This window comes from Bradyrhizobium sp. SZCCHNR1098 (assembly GCF_032489375.1).
In the GTDB taxonomy this organism is placed as follows: Bacteria; Pseudomonadota; Alphaproteobacteria; order Rhizobiales; family Xanthobacteraceae; genus Bradyrhizobium.
Map to the genome: position 1 here is coordinate 47,126 of NZ_JAUEXY010000018.1, position 20,469 is coordinate 67,594.

Annotated in this window: 16 protein-coding genes and 1 tRNA gene; 9 read left to right on the plus strand and 8 right to left on the minus strand. The window is 66.4% G+C overall.

Going from position 1 to position 20,469, the window contains the following annotated elements:
* Positions 1–27: 27 nt before the first annotated feature.
* On the plus strand, positions 28–1,302 hold the full coding sequence (gene fahA / locus QX135_RS29640) for a fumarylacetoacetase (protein ID WP_316178965.1): 1,275 nt from the start codon (positions 28–30) through the stop codon (positions 1,300–1,302).
* Positions 1,303–1,480: 178 nt separating this feature from the next.
* Here fahA and QX135_RS29645 read toward each other — a convergent pair whose 3' ends face one another.
* Together QX135_RS29645 and QX135_RS29650 are read right to left on the minus strand one after the other, a co-directional pair.
* Positions 1,481–1,792 (minus strand): DUF1272 domain-containing protein, encoded by a 312-nt coding sequence (locus QX135_RS29645; protein ID WP_315740755.1) that lies wholly within the window; start codon positions 1,790–1,792, stop codon positions 1,481–1,483.
* Positions 1,793–1,882: 90 nt separating this feature from the next.
* The gene (locus QX135_RS29650; protein WP_315777206.1) at positions 1,883–2,362 is read right to left on the minus strand and encodes an Lrp/AsnC family transcriptional regulator; all 480 of its coding nucleotides are present in this window, start codon (positions 2,360–2,362) and stop codon (positions 1,883–1,885) included.
* Between the two features lie 121 nt (positions 2,363–2,483).
* Here QX135_RS29650 and hppD point away from each other — a divergent pair, with 121 nt between their 5' ends.
* The gene (gene hppD / locus QX135_RS29655) at positions 2,484–3,602 is read left to right on the plus strand and encodes a 4-hydroxyphenylpyruvate dioxygenase (protein ID WP_316178967.1); all 1,119 of its coding nucleotides are present in this window, start codon (positions 2,484–2,486) and stop codon (positions 3,600–3,602) included.
* Positions 3,603–3,967: 365 nt separating this feature from the next.
* Here the strand turns inward: hppD and QX135_RS29660 are convergent, their stop codons facing one another.
* The 4 genes from QX135_RS29660 to QX135_RS29675 form a co-directional block, all read right to left on the minus strand.
* Entirely contained in the window at positions 3,968–5,080 is a 1,113-nt protein-coding gene (locus tag QX135_RS29660; RefSeq protein WP_316179067.1) for a CaiB/BaiF CoA-transferase family protein, read from the minus strand.
* 280 nt (positions 5,081–5,360) lie between these two features.
* Positions 5,361–6,161 carry a xanthine dehydrogenase family protein subunit M gene (locus QX135_RS29665; protein WP_315773906.1) on the minus strand — a complete coding sequence of 267 codons (801 nt, stop codon included), beginning with the start codon at positions 6,159–6,161 and terminating at the stop codon, positions 5,361–5,363.
* Positions 6,162–6,229: 68 nt separating this feature from the next.
* Entirely contained in the window at positions 6,230–8,569 is a 2,340-nt protein-coding gene (locus QX135_RS29670) for a xanthine dehydrogenase family protein molybdopterin-binding subunit (protein ID WP_316178969.1), read from the minus strand.
* A 99-nt stretch (positions 8,570–8,668) separates the two neighbouring features.
* The gene (locus QX135_RS29675; RefSeq protein WP_315811979.1) at positions 8,669–9,154 is read right to left on the minus strand and encodes a (2Fe-2S)-binding protein; all 486 of its coding nucleotides are present in this window, start codon (positions 9,152–9,154) and stop codon (positions 8,669–8,671) included.
* Between the two features lie 299 nt (positions 9,155–9,453).
* On the opposite strand from QX135_RS29675, the gene QX135_RS29680 reads away from it, so the two are divergent.
* From QX135_RS29680 to QX135_RS29695, 4 genes are all read left to right on the plus strand, one after another.
* Positions 9,454–11,490, plus strand: coding sequence for a HAMP domain-containing methyl-accepting chemotaxis protein (locus QX135_RS29680; RefSeq protein ID WP_316162468.1), 2,037 nt, complete (start codon positions 9,454–9,456; stop codon positions 11,488–11,490).
* A 404-nt stretch (positions 11,491–11,894) separates the two neighbouring features.
* Positions 11,895–13,409, plus strand: a complete 1,515-nt coding sequence (locus tag QX135_RS29685) for an MFS transporter (RefSeq protein ID WP_316178972.1) — start codon at positions 11,895–11,897, stop codon at positions 13,407–13,409.
* A 3-nt stretch (positions 13,410–13,412) separates the two neighbouring features.
* On the plus strand, positions 13,413–14,231 hold the full coding sequence (gene otsB, locus QX135_RS29690; protein WP_315740748.1) for a trehalose-phosphatase: 819 nt from the start codon (positions 13,413–13,415) through the stop codon (positions 14,229–14,231).
* A 217-nt stretch (positions 14,232–14,448) separates the two neighbouring features.
* Positions 14,449–15,909, plus strand: a complete 1,461-nt coding sequence (locus tag QX135_RS29695) for a trehalose-6-phosphate synthase (protein WP_316178974.1) — start codon at positions 14,449–14,451, stop codon at positions 15,907–15,909.
* A gap of 36 nt (positions 15,910–15,945) precedes the next feature.
* Here QX135_RS29695 and QX135_RS29700 read toward each other — a convergent pair whose 3' ends face one another.
* Positions 15,946–16,257, minus strand: a complete 312-nt coding sequence (locus QX135_RS29700; protein WP_316179069.1) for a hypothetical protein — start codon at positions 16,255–16,257, stop codon at positions 15,946–15,948.
* Between the two features lie 250 nt (positions 16,258–16,507).
* Between QX135_RS29700 and QX135_RS29705 the strand changes: the two genes are divergently transcribed.
* Positions 16,508–16,597 (plus strand) — tRNA-Ser (locus QX135_RS29705).
* Positions 16,598–16,653: 56 nt separating this feature from the next.
* On the opposite strand, the gene QX135_RS29710 is transcribed toward QX135_RS29705, so the two are convergent.
* Entirely contained in the window at positions 16,654–17,553 is a 900-nt protein-coding gene (locus QX135_RS29710; protein WP_316178975.1) for a helix-turn-helix domain-containing protein, read from the minus strand.
* 183 nt (positions 17,554–17,736) lie between these two features.
* Here QX135_RS29710 and QX135_RS29715 point away from each other — a divergent pair, with 183 nt between their 5' ends.
* Together QX135_RS29715 and QX135_RS29720 are read left to right on the plus strand one after the other, a co-directional pair.
* Entirely contained in the window at positions 17,737–18,654 is a 918-nt protein-coding gene (locus QX135_RS29715) for an alpha/beta hydrolase (protein ID WP_316178977.1), read from the plus strand.
* 421 nt (positions 18,655–19,075) lie between these two features.
* The gene (locus QX135_RS29720; RefSeq protein WP_316178979.1) at positions 19,076–20,284 is read left to right on the plus strand and encodes an MFS transporter; all 1,209 of its coding nucleotides are present in this window, start codon (positions 19,076–19,078) and stop codon (positions 20,282–20,284) included.
* The last annotated feature ends 185 nt before the right edge of the window (positions 20,285–20,469 follow it).

Consider the following 20,469-nt stretch of genomic DNA (forward strand, 5'->3'; position numbering starts at 1 on the left):
CATGACGACGTAGTCCGGAGAAGCATTTTGACTCATCCCAACGATCCCTCGCTCCGCTCCTTCATCCCGGTCGATCCAGCCTCCGACTTCCCGATCCAGAACCTGCCCTACGGTGTGTTCTCCGCCGCCGATTCGCCAAAGCCGCGCGTCGGTGTCGCCATTGGCGAGTTCGTGCTCGACCTCGCCGTGCTCGAGGACGAAGGCCTGCTCGATCTGGCGCCGGCCTATGAGGTGTTCGCGCAATCCTCGCTGAATGCCTTCATGGCGCTCGGCCCCGCCGTGTGGTCGAAGACGCGTGCCGCGATCAGCGCGCTGCTGCGCGACGACAATCCGCGGCTGCGCGACGACAAGCCGCTGCGCGGCCGCGCGCTGCTGCCGCGCCAGGACGTCACGCTGCATCTGCCGTTCCACGTCGCCGGCTACACCGATTTCTATTCGTCGAAGGAGCATGCCACCAATGTCGGCGTCATGTTCCGCGGCAAGGACAATGCGCTGCAGCCGAACTGGCTGCACATGCCGATCGGCTATAACGGGCGCGCGTCGACCGTGGTCGTCTCCGGTACCAAGGTGCGCCGGCCGCGTGGGCAGTTGAAGCCGCCGAGTGCCGATGCCCCGAGCTTCGGCCCTTGCAAGCGGCTCGATTTCGAGCTGGAGATGGGCGTCGTCATCGGCCAATCGTCGCCACTCGGCGAGATGCTGACCGAGGCGCAGGCGGAGGCGATGATCTTCGGCTTCGTGCTGCTCAACGACTGGAGCGCGCGCGACATCCAGCAATGGGAATATGTGCCCCTCGGCCCGTTCCAGGCCAAGGCGTTCGCGACCTCGATCAGCCCGTGGGTGGTGACGCGGGAGGCGCTGGAGCCGTTCCGCGTGTCGGGGCCAACGCAGGATCCAACGCCGCTGCCCTACCTGCAGCAGAAGGAGGCGCAGAACTACGATCTCTCCCTCAACGTGGCCTTGCGTGCCTCCGGCAGCAACGCCGCGCAGACCATCGCGCAGACCAATTTCAAGTACATGTACTGGTCGAGCGTGCAGCAGCTGATGCACCATGCCTCGTCCGGCTGTGCCATGAGTGTCGGCGATCTCCTGGGGAGCGGCACCATCTCCGGTCCGGAAAAGCACCAGCGCGGCAGCCTGCTGGAGATCAGCTGGAACGGCACCGAGCCGGTCGAGCTCCCTGGTGGAATCAAGCGCACGTTCCTGGAAGATGGCGATTCCCTCGTCATGCGCGGCTGGTGCCAGGGCAACGGCTATCGGGTCGGCTTCGGCGAGGTCGAAGGCACGATCGTCGCGGCCGAGTAGCCACTCCACCCACCGCCGTCATTCCGGGGCGGCCCGCAGGGCCGAGCCCGGAATCCATAACCACAGGCGGATGTGGTGACGCGAGCCGCCCGTGGCTAAGCCTTCCATCCAAAATCTCGATCGTGAGTATGGATTCCGGGCTCGCGCTGCGCGCGCCCCGGAATGACAGGGATAGAGATCAGCGCTCTTCCGGCGCCACGCTCTTGATACCAGCCACGAAGGCCGCGACGTCCTCGGCCGCATATTTCAGATGCACGCGCTTGTCCGATGGCACCTGCTTCACCGTGCAGACGCCCGGCCGCCATTCTCGCGCGGGCCGGATCGGCCGTGGCGCGAAGCCGCCGGCGCAGTTCGGGCAGACGTTGAACAGCTTCGTCTCGACACAGTCGGCGCAGAAGGTGCATTCGTAGGAGCAGATGCGCGCGTCCTGCGCCTGCGGTGGCAGGTCCTTGTCGCAGTACTCGCAGTTGGGGCGAAGCTGCAGGGCCATGGTCGTCTCGCGGGTAATTGAAACCCGGCGAGTGTCGCAGAGCGAGCGATGACGGTGAATGGCGCAATTCCCTCGATTTGCGCCACGTCGTCAGCCAGCAGACAGCGACGCCAGCGGCAGCTTCGCGCTCTCCTTCAGCCGGTCGAGCACGATCGACGACCGCACATGCGCCACGCTCTGGTGTGGCATCAGCACATTGTTGACGATGTCGGACAGGCTCTTGAGGTCGCGCAGCACGACCTTGAGCAGATAATCGGAGTCGCCGGTCAGCGCGTAGGCCTCCTGGATGTCGTCGACGCGGTTCACCAGCGCACGGAATTTCTGCGCGTTGTCGGGCGAATGCGTCGCCAGGGTGATCTGGATGAAGGCGATCAGCTCGAAGCCCAGGGACGTGCCGGATAGCTGCGCGCGATAGCCCGCGATGACGCCGTCCTCCTCCAGCCGCATCCGCCGTCGCGAGCATTGCGAGGCCGAGAGCCCGGCGAGGTCGGCCAGCTCCTGGTTGGTGAGCCGGCCGTCGTCCTGCAGCGCGGCCAGGATACGGAGATCGAAGCTATCGACCGAAATCATGCGTCATTTCCTCTGAATGTGCATGGATCGTGCATACTCGGGCGAAAATGACAATGGTTTGCATGCCCCGTGCGCGGAATTCGGGAGATGATCCGCCCATCAAGCTGAAGGAGCTTCCCCCATGGGTCCATTTCCGCACGATGCGCCTCCTGCCACCATCTCCGCCGACAACCCGATGGGCACGGACGGCTTCGAGTTCGTCGAATATGCGCACCCCGAAGCAAGCGAGCTGCACGCGCTGTTCAAGCTGATGGGCTTCGCCGCGGTCGCGCGCCACAAGACCAAGGCGATCACGCTGTACCGCCAGGGTGACATCAACTACCTCGTCAACGAGGAGCCGGGCAGCCACGGCCACGAGTTCGTCGCCGCGCACGGGCCGTGTGCGCCGTCGATGGCGTTTAGGGTGGTCGACGCGAAGAAGGCCTATGCGCGGGCGATCGCGCTCGGCGCCGAGCCGGCCGACCTGCCGCCGGCCCAGAAGACGCTGGACGTGCCCGCACTCAAGGGCATCGGCGGCAGCCTGCTCTATCTCGTCGATCGCTACGGTGCCAAGGGCTCGGCCTACGATCTCGAATTCGGGTGGATCGGCGAGCGCGACCCGCGCCCCATCGGCTCCGGCCTCTACTACATCGATCACCTGACCCACAACGTGCACCGCGGCCGCATGGATGTGTGGACCGGCTTCTACGAGAAGCTGTTCAACTTCCGCCAGATCCGCTTCTTCGACATCGAAGGCCGCGCCTCCGGATTGTTCTCGCGCGCGCTGACCAGCCCCGACGGCAAGATTCGGATTCCGATCAACGAGGATGCCGGCGAGTCCGGGCAGATCGAGGAGTATCTCAAGATCTATCGCGGCGAAGGCATCCAGCACGTCGCCTGCGGCGCCCGCGACATCTACGCCACCGTCGAGGGCCTGCGCGCATCAGGCCTGCCGTTCATGCCGTCGCCGCCCGACACCTATTTCGAGCGCATCGAAGCGCGCCTGCCCGAGCATGGCGAGGACGTCACCCGCCTCAAGCGCAACGGCATCCTGATCGACGGCGAGGGCGTGGTCGATGGCGGCCACACCAAGGTGCTGCTGCAGATCTTCTCGGCCAATGCGATCGGCCCGATCTTCTTCGAGTTCATCCAGCGCAAGGGCGACGACGGTTTTGGCGAAGGCAACTTCAAGGCGCTGTTCGAATCGATCGAAGAGGATCAGATCCGCCGCGGCGTGCTGAAGGTGGAGGCGGCGGAGTAAACGAAGCAGAGGGCGTCATTGCGAGGAGCGCAGCGACGAGGCAATTCAGACTTCCGTCGGCGTCCCGGATTGCTTCGCTTCGCTCGCAATGACGGCGTGATTGGAGGCAGGATGTCTCCAAACCCTCAACTGTCGTCCCGGGCAAGCCCGACGACGCGCCAGCGGCGTCGGGCGCCGACCCGGGACCCATACCGCGTGATCTATCGATAGGGCATAGTCGCAGACGATTTTCGCCAAACTGCGGCCGGTGGTTATGGGTCCCCGCGTTCGCGGGGACGACACCGAGGGTGAGGCGCGGGCGTCGTCAACTCACTGGCATCGGGATTGTCGCGCAGCGTTGATCGGCGCGACCGCGCCGCAATCGCTTACCCGCCAGCCTTCCACGCACTCACGACAGCCCCAATCTCCACCACCTCCGGCTCCCGTATCGTCGACGGCGTGCGCGAGAAGCGTGGGGCGGGGGCGGGCTGGGTGATGCCGTGGCGCTCGACGAAGACGCCGCGGGCGGCCATGTGGGCGTGCTTTGGCGCCTCGGACATGGTGAGCACCGGCGCGAAGCAGATATCGGTGCCCTCCATGATCGCGCACCATTCCTCGCGCGTCTTGCTCTTGAACACCGCGACCAGCTTCTCCTTCAGCGCCGGCCAGGCGCGCGGGTCCATCTGCGCGTCGAAGGCGGGATCGGAGAGGTCGGCATGCTGCCGCAGCAGCGCGTAGAACTGCGGCTCGATCGAGCCGATGGAGATGAAGTTTCCACAGGCGCATTCGTAGACGCCGTAGAAGTGCGCGCCGCCGTCGAGGAAGTTGCGCTCGCGTCCCTCCGTCCAGCGGCCCATTGCGGTGAGGTCGAAGAACATCGCGAGCAGCGAGGCCGCGCCGTCGCACATCGCGGTGTCCACCACCTGGCCCTTGCCGGACTTCGACGCTTCGAGCAGAGCGGCGAGCACGCCGACGACGAGATAGAGCGCACCGCCGCCGAAGTCGCCGACCAGGTTGAGCGGCGGCACCGGCCGCTCCCTCGGTCCGATCGCGGCCAGCGCGCCGGTGATCGAGATGTAGTTGATGTCGTGGCCGGCGGCTTGCGCCAACGGTCCCTGCTGGCCCCAGCCGGTCATGCGGCCATAGACCAGCTTGGGATTGCACGCGAGCACGACGTCGGGGCCGAGGCCAAGGCGTTCCATCACGCCGGGACGAAAGCCTTCGATCAGCGCATCGGCGCCGGCGAGCAGGTCGAGCACCTCGGCAATGACGGCCTTGTCCTTGAGGTCGAGCTCGATGACCTTGCGGCCGCGACCGGCGACCGACTTCATGGTCTTGCGCGCGCCGACGCGATCGAGCGTCACCACCTCCGCGCCCATGTCGGCCAGCAGCATGCAGGCGAACGGTCCCGGTCCGATGCCGGCGAACTCGACGATGCGAAAGCCCGCGAGCGGTCCGGTGGCGCGGGTCTCGGTCTGTGGGGCGGTCTTGTCGAGCACGTTGTCTTGTCCCTGCGGTGCTTCGGCGCGTGATGAGGTCGATCGGACAAAGATGGTCGCCGCGACCTTCACCCTCCCTCTCCAGGGGAGGAGGGTGTGCTTGGCTGCTGTCCGCATCAACCAGACATCATCACGCGCGATGCGTTTCCTGATCCGCGATTGTCCCGCGTGTATCCGGCCAACGCAAGCGCGCCGTATGCCGCAAAGCAAAACGGCGCGCATCGCTGCGCGCCGTGTGGAATTTGTTGTGCCGTTGCGCGGAATGATCCGCGTTGTGAGGTCAGCCCGCGGCTTGCACCGCGCGCTGCGCCATCACCTTCACCAGATTGGCGCGGTAATCAGCCGAGCCGTGGATGTCGCTGAGCAGGCCGCTCGCCGGGATGCTGACGCCGTCGATCGCCGAGGCCGACCAGTTTGACTTCAGCGCCGCCTCGATCGCGGGCACGCGCATCACGCCGCTCTGCGAGGCGCCGGTGGCGGCGACGCGGACGTCGCCGCCCTTCGTCTTGGTCACGAACACGCCGGTCAGCGCGAAGCGCGACGCCGGATGGCGCATCTTGGCATAGCCCGCCTTCTCCGGCACCGGGAACGACACCTCGGTGATGATCTCGCCGTCCTCGAGCGCCGTGGTGAACAGGCCCTTGAAGAAATCATCCGCCGAGATCGTGCGCTTGTTGGTCTTCACGGTCGCGCCGAGCGAGATCAGTGCCGCCGGGAAATCCGCGGCCGGATCGTTGTTGGCGATCGAGCCGCCGATGGTGCCGCGGTGACGCACGGCGGGATCGCCGAGCACCGAGGTGAGGTAGGAGATCGCGGGGATCGCCTTCTTCACGTCGGCATTGGTCATGATGTCGTAATAGGTCGTCGCCGCCTTGATCACGAGCGTGTCGCCCGACAGCTGCACGCCGATCAGGTCCTTGATCTTGCCGATATCGATGACATCGGACGGGCTGGCGAGGCGCTGCTTCATGACCGGAAGCAGGGTGTGGCCGCCGGCCAGGAACTTGGCCTCGCTGCCCTTGGCGAACAGCGCCGCCGCTTCGTCGACCGAGGAGGCGCGATGGTAGGTCGTCTCGTACATGGGAATCTCCCTGAATTTTTCATCGAGATCATTCCGGGGCCGCGCCTGCGCGCGCCCCGGAATGACGATCAACCGTGGATCGCGTGCCAGACGCGGTCGGGCGTCGCCGGCATTTCCAGTTTGTTGTTGCCGATCGCATCCGTGATCGCGTTGATCACGGCAGCAGATGCGCCGATCGCGCCGGCCTCGCCGCAGCCCTTCACGCCGAGCGGATTGCCCGGGCACAGGGTCGTGGTGTGGCTCAGCTTGAACGACGGCACGTCGTCGGCGCGCGGCATCGCGTAGTCCATGAAGGACGCGGTGACCGGCTGGCCGTTGCTGTCATAGATCGCGTGCTCGAGCAGCGCCTGGCCAATGCCCTGGACGAGACCGCCATGGACCTGGCCCTCGACGATCATCGGGTTGATCAGCCGGCCGAAATCGTCCGCCGCGACGAAGTTGACGAACGACGTCTTGCCGGTGGCCTCATCGACCTCGAGCTCGCAGATATAGGTGCCGGCCGGGAAGGTGAAGTTGGTCGGATCGTAGAAAGCAGTCTCCTTCAATCCGGGCTCCATGCCGTCCGGCAGGTTGTGCGCGGTGTAGGCGGCGAGCGCGACCATCGGCAGCGCGATCGACTTGTCGGTGCCGGTCACCTTGAACTCGCCGTTCTCGATGACGATGTCGCCTTCCGACGCTTCGAGTGCGTGGGCTGCGATCTTCTTGGCCTTGGCCTCGACCTTCTCCATCGCCTTCAGGATCGCCGTGAGACCGACGGCGGCCGAGCGCGAGCCGTAGGTGCCCATGCCGAACTGCACCTTGTCGGTGTCGCCATGAACGATCGAGACCTGGCTGATCGGCACGCCCAGGCGTTCGGCGATCAGCTGGCAGAAGGTGGTCTCGTGGCCCTGGCCGTGGCTGTGCGATCCCGTGAGGACCTCGATGGTGCCGACCGGGTTGACGCGGATCTCCGCGGACTCCCACAGGCCGACGCCGGCCCCTAAGCTGCCGACCGCCTTCGACGGCGCGATGCCGCAGGCTTCGATGTAGCAGGACAGGCCGAGGCCGCGCAGCTTGCCGGCCGCCTTTGCCGCCGCCTTGCGGGCCGGGAAATCGGCATAGTCGATCGCCTTCATCGCCGCGTCGAGCGAGGCGTTGAAGTCACCGGTGTCGTAGGCCATGATCACCGGGGTCTGGTGCGGGAACTGGGTGATGAAGTTCTTCCGCCGGAGATCGGCCGAATCGACCTTCAACTGGCGCGCCGCCGTCTCGATCAGCCGCTCCAGCAGATAGCTCGCCTCCGGGCGTCCGGCGCCACGATAGGCGTCGACCGGCGTGGTGTTGGTGTAGACGCCCATCACCTCGGCATAGATCGCCGGAATGTTGTACTGGCCCGACAGCAGGGTCGCGTACAGATAGGTCGGCACCGACGACGAGAACAGCGACATGTAGGCGCCGAAATTGGCGTGGGTCTTGACCCGCAGGCCAAGGATCTTGTTGTCGGCATCGAACGCCATCTCGGCCTTGGAGATGTGGTCGCGGCCGTGCGCGTCGGTCAGGAACGCCTCGGTGCGGTCGCCGGTCCATTTCACCGGACGGCCGACCTTCTTGGAGGCCCACAGCGCCACCATCTCTTCCGGATAGATGAAGATCTTGGAGCCGAAGCCGCCGCCGACGTCGGGCGCGATGACGCGGAGCTTGTGTTCTGGTGCGATGTTGTAGAACGCCGACAGCACCAGGCGAGCGACGTGCGGGTTCTGCGACGTCGTATAGAGCGTGAAATGCTCCTCGGCCGCATCGTACTCGGCGATCGCCGCGCGCGGCTCCATCGCGTTCGGTGCCAGCCGGTTGTTGGTCAATTCCAGGGTGACGACGTTGGCGGCCTTGGCGAAGGCGGCGTTGACCGCGGCCTCGTCGCCGATCGACCAGTCGTAGACGACGTTGCCGGGGGCTTCCGGGTGAAGCTGCGGCGCGCCGGGCTTCAGCGCGGAGGGCATGTCGGCGACGGCCTGCAGCTCCTCGTACTCCACCACGACTGCCTCGGCGGCGTCACGTGCGAGGTTCTTGCTTTCGGCGATCACCACGGCCACGGCTTGGCCGACGAAGCGCACGGTCTCCGGCGCCATCGCCGGCCATGCGCCCATCTTCATCGGCGAGCCGTCCTTGGAGGTGATGGCCCAGCCGCAGATCAGGTTGCCGACCTTGTCGTCGACGATCTGGCGGCCGGTGAGCACCGCGACCACGCCAGGCATCGCCTCGGCGGCCGAGGAGTCGATGCTCTTGACCTTGGCATGCGCGTGCGGGCTGCGGATGAAATGGGCAAAGGTCATGCCCAACAGCTTGACGTCGTCGACGTAACGGCCCTTGCCGGTGATGAAACGCTTGTCCTCCTTGCGGACGACGCTGGCGCCAATGCCTTCCATACCCATGCGAATCTCTCCCCTACCGGAGTTCTGTTGTCCCGCCGCGGCCATCGCGCGCAGCGGTCGTGGTCTCGGTATTGCGGTAAACGGCGGCTCTCGCCGGCCTCATTCGGCAGCTTGCGCGACCTTCATCCGTCCGGAAGCGTCGAGCACGGCCTTGACGATGTTGTGATAGCCGGTGCAGCGGCAGATGTTGCCTTCCAGCTCCTCACGCACCGTGCCCTCGTCGAGCTCGCCTCCGTGGCGGTGCACAATATCGATGGCCGACATGATCATCCCCGGCGTGCAATAGCCGCATTGCAGGCCGTGATTGTCGCGGAAGGCCGCCTGCATCGGGTGCAGCTCGTCGCCCTTGGCGATGCCTTCGATGGTGGTGACGTTGGCGCCGGCGGCCTGGCCGGCCAGCACGGTGCAGGATTTCACGGCACGGCCGTCGATATGGACGACGCAGGCGCCGCATTGGCTGGTGTCACAGCCGACATGGGTGCCGGTGAGGTTCAGATGATCCCGCAGGAGGTGAACGAGCAGGGTGCGATCCTCGGCCTCGACCGAGACCGCCTTGCCGTTCACCGTCAGTTTGACTGTCGACACGAGTAACCTCCCGATGAATTATTCTTATTCTGATTAGAAACAGCGCCCTCAGGACTTTGCAACTCGAATTTTCGTCTCCGATGTCATTGCGACGTCTTGCGCGCGGCATCGGCGATCCGGTCGCATGTGGCGCGCCACGCGAGGCCGGCACCGGCGCAGGTGAAGCGCAGGCCGTAGGCCGATGCCGTCCATTTACCGCCCCTTAGCCATTGTGACGTAGTTTTGATCACGCTCTGGTGCGTTGCCGCCGGGCGGTTTGGTTTCTGGCCAATATAAAGAATGGCGTGTCGGGGGTGGGAATGTCTGCGCAGCTTGCGCCGCAGTCGCGGCGTGCCAATTTTCTGACCCTGCGTTTTCGCGGCAAGATCGTCCTTGGCTTCGCCGTTGTGCTGGCGATCTCTGCTGCCAGCATCGGCTTCTCCTATCTGGGATTCGAGCGGGTCGCCGCAGCGGTGGCAGCCTATCGCGGCAGCGTCGCCGAAGCCGACACCACCCGCACCATCGATCGCGAGCTGGTCTCGTACCAGGCGCTCGCCCGTTATTATGCTCTGACCGGTAAAGCCGACGACGAGGCGGCGGCCACCGCTGCCCAGCAGGCACTCCAGGCCGCGATCGACAAATCCATGGCGGCGACCGGCGCCGAGCGGCGGGCGCAGGTCGGCAAGCTGCAGGCGCAGTTTCAGGCCTTCGCCAAGACATTCTCGAGCATCGTTGCTCTGACCCGCGAGAACGCGAAGCTGGCGACCGACCAGATCGGCCTCATCGGCAACAAGATCCGCTTCAAGTTCGATGATCTGGCAGACACCGCCGCGCTGGCCGGCCTGCCGTCGGTGCAGACCACGGCCAAGGACCTCACCGGCCAGTACCTGACCGTGTCCGCGCTGGTCGGGACCTACATCGCCAAGCCCGATGCCAAGACGGCAGACGGCGCCATCGCGCGCACGCGCTTCCTGGAAACCTCGCTGGTGACGATCTATGCCAATGACGAGAAGATCACCCAGCGCGTCGCCGAGCTCGGCGACCTGATCAAGCAGTACCGCGCCGCCTTCATCAAGCTGTCGGAGAACATGAAAGCGCTCGGCAAGCTCGAACAGGAGATGAGCGTCGTCGGCACCGAGATCATCGCGCTGTCGAACGGGCTGAAATCCGAGGTCGCCTCCGACCAGCAGCGCATCGAGGCCGCCACCAACACCACCATCGCGGACATCGAGCGGCTGATCGCAATGCTGGCGATCGGTGGGCTGACGCTCGGCGCCGTGCTGGCGCTGATGCTCGGCAACGGCATCTCCAAGCCGATGATCACGATGTGCAAGGCGATGCGCGAGCTCGCCTCGGGCAATTTCGACGTCCGGCTGCCCGGCCTCGGGCGTGCCGATGAGATCGGCGAGATGGCGGCGGCGGTCGAGGAGTTCAAGGTCCAGGCGGTGGCCAAGGCCGAGCGCGACGCTGCGACGCAGGACGCCCAGAACAGGGCGGCGGGCGCCGCGCGGCGGGCCGAGCTCATCCGCTTCGCCGACGAGTTCGAGACCGCCGTCGGCTCGATCGTGTCCAACGTCTCGACCTCGGCCGAGCACCTCGAGCAGGCGGCCTCGACCCTGACGCGCACCGCGGAGACCACGCAGTCGCTGGCGAGCCGCGTCAGCGGCACCTCCGACCAGGCCACGGGCCGCATCCACTCGGTGGCGAGCGCGACCGACGAGCTGTCGGCCTCGGTCAACGAGATCGGCCGCCAGGTTCGCGAGTCCAGCCGCATCGCGGAGTCCGCCGTGGCCCAGGCCGAGGAGACCGACGGGCGCATCGGCAAGCTGTCGCGTGCGGCGCAGGAGATCGGCGACGTCGTCAAGCTGATCACCGCGATTGCCGAGCAGACCAACCTGCTGGCCCTGAACGCGACCATCGAGGCGGCCCGCGCCGGCGATGCCGGCCGCGGGTTTGCGGTGGTGGCTTCCGAGGTCAAGTCGCTGGCCGAGCAGACCGCCAAGGCGACCGACGACATCTCCAACCACATCTCCGGCATGCAGGCGGCGACCCAGGAGTCGGTGACGGCGATCAAGCAGATCGGCGGCACGATCCGCCAGATCTCGACCATCGCCGCGTCGATCGCCACCGCGGTCGAGCAGCAGGGCGGCGCGACCCAGGAGATCGCCAGGAACGTGCAGAGCGTCGCGGCAGGCACGCAGGCCGCCGCCACCGACATCACGCAGGTCAATCGCGGCGCGACCCAGACCGGCGAAGCCTCGGAGGAGGTGCTGCGCTCGGCCCAGTCGCTGTCCTCGGAGAGCGCGCGGCTGCGCGCGGAGCTCAACCGCTTCATGGCCAACATCCGCGCGGCGTGAGTTTTGCGGCGACAGGCTGGTCTTCACGCCGCTCGCAAGTGCGTTGGCGAGCCCGCGGCCAAACCCTCCGCTGTCATCCCGGCGAACGCCGGGATCCATACGCCGCGGCAGATGTGTGGCGGGCGGTATTGATCGCGTGCCCCAATCTTGCATCACGCGGTATGGATCCCGGGTCGCGCTCGCTTCGCTCGCTTGCCCGGGACGACAGCTGAAATGAGGCGCGCCTGGGCCTCACCCAGGAAACGCTGCGGCCCCCAGGCAGGTCGAGCGCCGAACCCCGCCCCACTCCGGGAACCCTGCGCGCGACGAGACGTTGAGTCGCAGCGGCAGGCATTCGCTGCCGCATTTGCTTCATCCTCTCGGTCGAGCATGCGGTGCGACCTGCGCCGTCGCATTGGGATTCCATGGCACCCCGACAGGCATCCTTTCCCAACCTCCGCGTCGTCACGTCAGCGCCGCAATCCGGCGCTCCGCCGGGCGACATGGCAGGCCGGGATCGCGTCATCGAAACCAACATCCCCGCCCGGCTCGACGATCTCCGCTGGAGCGCCTTTCACACCCGCGTCGTGCTGGCGCTCGGCATCACCTGGGTGCTCGACGGGCTCGAGGTGACGCTGGCAGGCGCCTTGTCGGGCGCGCTCAAGCAGAGCCCGGCGCTGCATTTCTCCAATCTCGACATCGGGCTTGCCAACAGCGCCTATCTCGCCGGCGCCGTGCTCGGCGCGCTCGGCTTCGGCTGGCTGACCGACCGCATCGGCCGCCGAAAGCTGTTCTTCGTCACGCTTGCGCTCTATCTGTCCGCGACGGCCGCCACCGCCTTGTCCTGGAACATCGCGACCTACGCGCTGTTTCGCTTCCTGACCGGCGCCGGCATCGGCGGCGAGTACACCGCGATCAACTCGACGATCCAGGAGCTGGTGCCGGCGCGCTATCGCGGCTGGACCGATCTCATGATCAACGGCAGCTTCTGGCTGGGTGCCGCGCTCGGCGCGGTCGGCGCCATCGTGCTGCTCGATCCCGATGTCACCGGCCCGGATGTCGGCTGGCGGCTGGCCTACGGCATCGGCGCCTGTCTCGGCCTCGTCGTGCTGGTCATGCGGATGTGGATTCCGGAAAGTCCGCGCTGGCTGATGATTCACGGCCATCCTGAAGAGGCGCATCGGATCGTCGCGGAGATCGAGCGCGACGTCACCGGCCACGACCGCGAGGCGCGCGCCAAGGAATTGCCGAGGATGCGGCTGCGGATGCGTAGCCACACGCCGTTACGAGAGGTCGCGCATACGCTGTTCTCAGTTTATCGCCAGCGCTCCCTGGTCGGGCTCACCTTGATGATCGCCCAGGCGTTCTTCTACAACGCGATCTTCTTCACCTTCGCGCTGGTGCTGACCGACTTCTACGGCATCAAGTCCGATCATGTCGGCTGGTACATCCTGCCCTTCGCGGCCGGCAACGTGCTCGGGCCGCTGCTGCTCGGCCGCCTGTTCGATACGCTCGGGCGCCGCGCCATGATCACCTTCACCTATGGCGTCTCCGGCATGCTGCTTGCGCTCACCGGCTATCTGTTCTCGATCGGCGTGCTGAGCGCCGCGACGCAGACTGCGGCCTGGATGGTGATCTTCTTCTTCGCGTCGCCGGCGGCGAGCGCCGCCTATCTCACCGTGTCGGAGAATTTTCCGCTGGAAGTGCGCGCGCTCGCGATCGCGCTGTTCTACGCCGTCGGCACCGGGATCGGCGGCGTCGCGGGACCCGCGCTGTTCGGCGCGCTGCTCGACAGCGGGGCGCGCGGCGCGGTGTTCGGCGGCTATCTGTTCGGTGCCGCGCTGATGCTGGTGGCGGCGCTCGTCGCTTGGCGCTATGCCATCGCGGCCGAGCGCAAATCGCTCGAACAGGTGGCGCGTCCGCTCGCTGTCATGGAGTAGTTGATGATGTCCGAAAACTCCGATCTGATCGCTTCTCCTGCGTCGGAGCCCGCCGAGATCGTTCCGGCGCCCACCAGTCTCGTGCCGCATCTTCGCGAGGTGGCGATCCTGCTCGATATCGACGGCACCCTGCTCGATCTCGCGCCGACGCCGCGCGAGGTGTGGGTGCCGCCGGGCCTGGCCGAGACCCTGAACGCATTGCTGCAACGAACCTCCGGCGCGCTGGCGCTGGTCTCGGGCCGCTCGCTCAACGACATCGATCTCATCTTCGCGCCGGAGGTCTATCCCGCCGTCGGCGGCCATGGCGCGGAGATGCGGCTCGGCGGCGGCGGCGAGGCGGACGCCATCAAGGCGCCGCCGCTGGACAAGGAGCTGAAGCGCAGGCTCGCTGCAATCGCCCGGCTCAGCCCCGGCATTCTGCTCGAGGACAAGGGCTACTCGCTGGCGCTGCATTATCGCCTCGCGCCGCAGGCTGAGAAGGCGATCTACGAAGAAGTGTCGCGCATCCGCGCCGAGTTGCCGGGGGCGCCGATCGAGGTGCTGCCCGGCAAGTGTGTGTGCGAGATCAAGCATGCCGGCTTCACCAAGGCGAGCGGCGTGCGCGAGCTGATGCGGAACGCACCGTTCAAGGGACGCAAGCCGTTCTTCATCGGCGACGACGTCACGGATGAGACGGTGTTCGCGATCATGCCGGATTTCGCCGGCCTCTCGTTCTCCGTCGGCCGCCGTGCGCTCGGCGTCGACGGACATTTCGACGCACCGGACGACGTGCGCGCATTCCTGGCGCGCCTCGCCGGCGGTGGAACTAATTCATCGACCTAGCGATCCGTGCAGTGGTTCCGCATCGCTGCGTTGTTAGTTCCATTCGCCATGCGGTCGCATGTTGAATGCGTCGCTGTTGATTAGAACAGTTCTGACTTGATTTGACGCTGTGATTACACCGCGCGAATGCCCGAATTTGGTTTCAATTGGTTGAAAGGGTGGCCCGGAACCATATTGATGAACAGCTGTTAACCGACATGACCAACAGGAGGGAGCTGTGAACCTCGTCGTGGTTTCGAATCGGGTGGCCCGTGGCAAAGCCAATGAGCCAATGACCGGCGGACTTGCGGCAGCATTGCTGCCCGTTGTGGAGAAATCGGGGGCAGTATGGGTGGGTTCCTCTGGTCGTGTGCGCGACGGCGCGCAGACGGAACCGATCGCGGAGATCGAGCAGATCGGTGAAGGCGCGCTCGCGCTGCTGGATCTGCCGGCTGCGCATTATGCCGGCTACTACGAAGGCTTCGCCAATTCGGCGCTGTGGCCGGCGCTGCATTCACGCAGCGATCTGATCAGCGTCTCGCATGATGATTATCGCTCCTATCGCGAGGTCAACGCCTTCGTGGCGCGCGCGCTGCTCCGGTTCCAGAAGCCGGACACCTTGTTCTGGATCCAGGACTATCACTTCCTGTCGCTCGGCGCGGAGTTGCGCACGCTGGGCGTGAGGAGCCCGATCGGTTTCTTCCTGCATACGCCGTGGCCCGCGCGCAGCGTCATCGACAGCGTGCCGAATCACCGCGATCTCGTCGCCGCGATGCTCGCCTATGATCTGATCGGTTTCCAGACCGAGGATGATCGCGAGAATTTCACCGCGTGCATCCGCGCCGATCTCGGCTTGCAGGTGCGTGACGGCGTGGTCAGGTCGCTGCACGGCCGCACACGACTGGCCGTGTTCCCGATCGGCATCGACGCCGACAAGTTTGCGCAGCAGGCGGCAAAGGCGGTGGCGCATCCGGATGTGTCGCGGCTGCGCCGCAGCCTGAATGGCGAGAAGCTCGCCATCGGCGTTGACCGGCTCGATTACTCCAAGGGTCTGGTCAACCGCATCAACGCCTTCGACCGGATGTGGACGATGCACCCGGGCCTGCTGCGCGCCGCGTCGCTGCTGCAGATCGCAACGCCGTCGCGCGAATCGATCGAGGCCTATGGCAATCTGCAGAGCGAGGTCGCGCGCCTCGTCAGCGAGGTCAATGGCCGCCATGGCGAGGTCGACTGGACGCCGATCCGCTACCTCAACAAGGGCTATGGTCAGGGCGTGCTGGCCGGCCTCTATCGCAGCGCCCAGGTCGGCGTCGTCACGCCGCTGCAAGACGGCATGAACCTCGTGGCGAAGGAGTATGTCGCGGCGCAGAGCCCGGTCGATCCCGGCGTATTGGTGCTGTCGAAATTCGCCGGCGCCGCCAACGAGCTCGATGCGGCGCTGATCGTCAATCCGCATGACATCGACGGAATGGCGCGGACGATCGCGATGGCGCTGTCGATGCCGCTCAACGAGCGCCGCATGCGCTATGAGATCATGATGACGAAGCTGCGCCGCCATTCGATCCAGCAATGGTTTGCCGACTTCGTCGAGGCGCTGCAGGACGGTGACGCTGCCGAGGTCGAGATCGAACCCCTGCCTGCCACTCCGGCGGGTTTTCTGGCCGGCCGCATGCTGTCGCCTGGCGCGCGCTATCACTGAACCGGACTTGCTCCTCGCCGCTCCGTGCGGCGAGGCTCAATGGCAGTAGGAGACGCCGTCGAGCACGGCGCAGCGCAGCTTGTTCGGCGAGCTCGGATTGTCCATCGGCACCATCCCGTTGCCCTGTCCGACGAACACGCCGGGTCCCACCACCACGGATGCCTTGTTGCCGACGATGACGGACGGGTGCGGCTTCAGGCTCGACTTCGTCCCGTCCGGCCACAGGATCGCATCGCCCTGCCAGATCCCCTTGCGGCCGTCGTCGCAGGTCACGTCGACGCCCTGCTTGGTGCATTGATCTGCGCAGGCCGGGCCGGCGGCGAGGCTGAATGCTGCCGTCAGCAACATGGCGAGACGGGCAGGGGAGGATGACGGCATCGCGAGGTCCCTCATGTGCAGCCGGACCGACGGGCTGCAAATCAGTGGTCGTGCCGCCCGGCCGGCCGGTTCATCGATCGGCCGGCGAGCGGCGGCGGCCCCGACCGAGCCCGCAACCAGGGCGGATTGATGATTTTTATCAGCGATTTGGGGGAAATTTAGCCCTTGAGCCCCCGCCCGGCTTGCAAAACGCCGCCGACCCCGCCAAGAGAGGGCCGCCGGAGAGATGGCCGAGTGGCTTAAGGCGCACGCTTGGAAAGCGTGTGTGCGGGAAACCGTACCGTGGGTTCGAATCCCACTCTCTCCGCCAGCCGGCCATCCCAGCCATTCCGTTCAGTTGCGAGAAGATGAAATCGCTGCGGGCTGTCAGCCCTTCGGCATCTTCCGCGCGAGCGTGCGCGGGGGCACGCCGTATCGACGGCGGAAGAGGCGGCTAAAATGCGAGGGGTCGTTGAAACCCCAGCGCAGGGCGATGTCGGTGATGCTCTCGGTTCGGCGCGCGGCTTCGAGGTCGCGGCGGCAGCGGTCGAGGCGGCGCTGGCGGATGCATTCCGAGGGCGTGGTGCCGTGCTCGGCGAATAGCAATTGTACGGAGCGGACGGATAGTCCGAAGTGGGCGGCGATCTCGGCGCTGTCGAGATCGGGGTCGTGCAGTTGTGCGTCGATGTAGCTCATGATGCGCGCGAACTGCGCGGATGCGCGTCGCGGTGCAGCGTCGCGGCGCATCAGGCGGGCCGCCCTGGCGACGATCTCGAGCCCGGCATCGACAGCGGCATGGACCTCGCTGTCGTCCATCTCGGCCAGTGTGCCGGCGAAGCCCTCGAAGTAACCGGACACGGCGGCGCCGAAGCCGTGTCGGCCGGGCAGATGCAGGCGGCCGCGTCCGATCAGGTCGGGGTGAAAATTCCGGATCACCGCTTCAGGGCAGGCGATCATCATCTTGCGCAGCGGACTGAGCGTGGCGAAGGCGAGCGTCTCGCGCGTGTTCCAGACGATCACGTCGCCGGGTTCGAACAGCACCGTGCCGGTGGAGTCCTCGCCGCGCTCCCGGCCTTCGATCACGATCATCACGACCACCAGACCGGCATCGGAGGCGCGGCGCGTCCCGGCGCAGCCCTGCGCGACCTGCGCTTCGATCACGAGAGCATCGCCTAGCTGCCTCAACTGCTGACGGAGCGAGATGGCGTCGTGAATGGTCCAGCCGAGCAGTGGGTCGAGGGACGTCGTGGGCGCGGTCAGCGAGGCAAACCCTTGCACGTTCGGCATCTGCAACGCTTTCCCTCGGCCGCCCGGGGCCCTCGCTTGCGGCGGCTGCGTCCGCCCACGTTTCGCTGTCGTCCGGGTTCGCCTTCGCTGCCGTCCGGGACGTCGGTGCCGCGCTTGGCCTAGAGCCTAGGCCGAGACCGCCGTGCAGACAAGGCGGAGAGGCGAGAGCAAAGGGAGGTTGCAATGGTCGGTTCGGATCTGCGGGCTGGGTTCGAGAAGGTGGCCTTCAAGGCCGACGATGGTACGGTGCTGCGCGGCTGGCACGTGCCGCCGCAGGGGGACGCGCCGACAGCGCCCATCGTCGTGCTTCATCACGGCTTCAGCGGGCTCAAGGAAAGCTATCTCGATAAATATGCGGCCGCGTTCAGCGCGGCCGGTCTCGGCGCGCTGGTCTATGATCCCCGCAATTTCGGCGAGAGCGAAGGACGCGTCCGGCAGGAGATCGACCCGATGCAGCAGCTGGCCGACTACCGCGATGCCATCACCTTCGCGATGACCCTGCCGCGCGTCGATCCCAGAAGGATCGGCGCTTGGGGCTCCAGCTATGGCGGCGGTGTCGCCATCCAGGCGGCGGCGATCGATCAGCGCATCCGCTGCGTGGCAGTGCAGGTCTCGTTCCTCAGCGGCGGCGCGATCTGGAGCCACATTCCGGCCGAGACGAAGGCGCAGCTGTCGCAGCTGTTCGTCGGCGAGCGATTGGCCCGTGCCGCGGGCGAGCCGCCGATGACCATGCAGGTGGTGGCGCAGGATCCGGCGACGACGCCGTGCATCCTGGGGACATCGGACGCCTACGACTGGTGCATGGAGGCGGCGAAGATCTCGCCGCTGTGGCGCAACGAGGTTACCGTGCGCAGCCTGGAGCTCACCTTCAGCTTCGAGCCGGCCGCCTTTTTGCATCGCATCGCGCCGCGGCCGCTGATGTGGATCGCGGCCGAGGGCGACATGCTGATGCCGATCGAGGCGTCCCGGGAGGCGTTCGCACGCGCCGGCGAGCCAAAGCAGTTTGTCAGTCTGCCTTGCGGGCATTTCGCGCCCTATGTCCAGCACTTCGAACAATCATCCTCGGCTGCGCGTGACTGGTTCCTATCACACCTCCTGTAGGCGCGCGAAGCTCGAGCTCCGGAGGTAGGGTAGGGCGATCGCAGATGAGGAAATAAGTTGTGGCGAGCGCTCGTTTCACGGCCATCCTTCGCGATGGCCGCCCACGGCGGCCTCTCGCGATGAGGGTCTTCTTCGCGGCCAAATCCAGACCGTCATGGTGAGGAGCGCCGCTCTGCGGCGCGTTAGGCGATGCTCCTGCATCGCCTTGAGGCCCATGGGGGCTGACGATAGGCTGCTCCCGTGCGGCGCTGTTCCTGCTCGGGCCGGCGGCCGTGCGTGCAGTTGCCGGCACCTGACACGAGCACCCCGCCGGTGGCGGGGCCGCAATTCCGAAACAGCGGGGCTGATTCGGCGCGAATGCTCTAGACTCAGAACTGCAACGCGCGTCGCGCGTCACCTCCGTGCAGTGCCCCCGCCCGAAATGCCCCCCGTCATCGCCGACCCCTCCCTCCTGCGCGTCCTGATCGTCCTGGCCATCACCCAGCTCATCGCCTGGGGCACGCTCAGCCTGCCGGCGGTGATCGGCCGGGCCATGGCGGCGGATCTGGAGATGGATCTGACGGCCATCTTCGCCAGCACCTCGGTGCTGTACATGTCGATGGGGCTGTGCTCGCCGCTGCTGGCGCGGCCGTTCGTCAAGCATGGCGGGCGGCGGGTGATGATCGCGGGCACCCTGCTGGCCGCGCCGGGCTATGCGCTGCTGTCAGCCGCGCAGGGCGCTCTCTCTTATTATGCCGCATGGCTGCTGCTCGGCGTGGCCGGCAGCGCCACGCTCTCGACCGCCTCCTACATCGTGCTCAACGAGATCGCCGGCCTGCGCGCGCGCAGCGCCATCGGCGCGCTGATGCTGGTCACGGGGCTGTCGAGCAGCATCTTCTGGCCGGTCACCTCGACCCTCTCGGCGCATATCGGCTGGCGCAGCACCTGTCTCGTCTACGCCGGCCTGCTGCTGCTGGTCTCGCTGCCGCTGTTCGTGTTCCTGCTGCCGCGGCGCGTCCATGATCATCTGCCGCCGTCATCATCGGATGCGGCGGCGTCCGTCCCCGCAGCGACGCCGTCGCGCGGCACGTTCTATCTGCTGGTCGGCGCCTCCGGCCTCAACGCCTTCGTCGCGTTCGGGATGGGGGCCGTGCTGATCGAGCTCCTGAAGGCCGAAGGCCTGTCGGCGGCCGAAGCGGTCGGCTTTGGCTCGATGCTGGGGGTGATCCAGATCAGCGCCCGCGCCATCGATTTTCTCGGCGGCGGCCGCTGGGACGGCATCACCACCGCGATCGTCGCCGGCCTGGCGCTGCCGGTGGCGATGCTGCTGCTGATGTTGAGCGACGGCTCGCATGCCGCGATCGGCGCCTTCATCCTGATCTACGGCCTCGGCAGCGGCGCGCTCGCCGTGGCGCGGGCCACCATGCCGCTGGTGTTCTACGACAAGGCGGCCTTCGCCAAGGCGTCCGCCCAGATCGGACTGCCGCTCAACCTGTTGTCGGCGGTGTCGGCGCCCATCCTCGTCGAGCTCTTGACCCGCTACGGCAGCAACGCGCCGCTGGCGCTGAGCCTGGCATGCTCATGCGCGGCCGTGGTCATCCTGTTGCTGCTGCGGCAGCGCCGTCCGATGCGCGCGGCGGTCTCGTCCTGAGACGTCCGACCGAGTCGCCCGTCGGGGCGGACCTGCGCCCGCCGGAAGCGCCGGGACATGCCGCATTCGCCCTGCGCCGAAACACGAAGTTCATTCGCCGTCTCAACGACATCGCCGCAGCCGCGCCCGCCTGCGCAAATTTTGTTCTTTCGTTTTATCGGAATTCGTGCTTCTCTATCGCTGTC

Excerpts from the sequence above, each read along its gene's own strand:
- QX135_RS29715 (WP_316178977.1), top strand. The coding sequence starts at position 17,737 with ATGGTCGGTTCGGATCTGCGGGCTGGGTTCGAGAAGGTGGCCTTCAAG.
- hppD (WP_316178967.1), top strand. The coding sequence starts at position 2,484 with ATGGGTCCATTTCCGCACGATGCGCCTCCTGCCACCATCTCCGCCGAC.
- QX135_RS29710 (WP_316178975.1), bottom strand. The coding sequence starts at position 17,553 with ATGCCGAACGTGCAAGGGTTTGCCTCGCTGACCGCGCCCACGACGTCC.
- QX135_RS29650 (WP_315777206.1), bottom strand. The coding sequence starts at position 2,362 with ATGATTTCGGTCGATAGCTTCGATCTCCGTATCCTGGCCGCGCTGCAG.
- QX135_RS29665 (WP_315773906.1), bottom strand. The coding sequence starts at position 6,161 with ATGTACGAGACGACCTACCATCGCGCCTCCTCGGTCGACGAAGCGGCG.
- QX135_RS29670 (WP_316178969.1), bottom strand. The coding sequence starts at position 8,569 with ATGGGTATGGAAGGCATTGGCGCCAGCGTCGTCCGCAAGGAGGACAAG.
- QX135_RS29685 (WP_316178972.1), top strand. The coding sequence starts at position 11,895 with ATGGCACCCCGACAGGCATCCTTTCCCAACCTCCGCGTCGTCACGTCA.
- QX135_RS29700 (WP_316179069.1), bottom strand. The coding sequence starts at position 16,257 with ATGTTGCTGACGGCAGCATTCAGCCTCGCCGCCGGCCCGGCCTGCGCA.
- QX135_RS29680 (WP_316162468.1), top strand. The coding sequence starts at position 9,454 with ATGTCTGCGCAGCTTGCGCCGCAGTCGCGGCGTGCCAATTTTCTGACC.
- QX135_RS29720 (WP_316178979.1), top strand. The coding sequence starts at position 19,076 with ATGCCCCCCGTCATCGCCGACCCCTCCCTCCTGCGCGTCCTGATCGTC.
- otsB (WP_315740748.1), top strand. The coding sequence starts at position 13,413 with ATGATGTCCGAAAACTCCGATCTGATCGCTTCTCCTGCGTCGGAGCCC.
- QX135_RS29645 (WP_315740755.1), bottom strand. The coding sequence starts at position 1,792 with ATGGCCCTGCAGCTTCGCCCCAACTGCGAGTACTGCGACAAGGACCTG.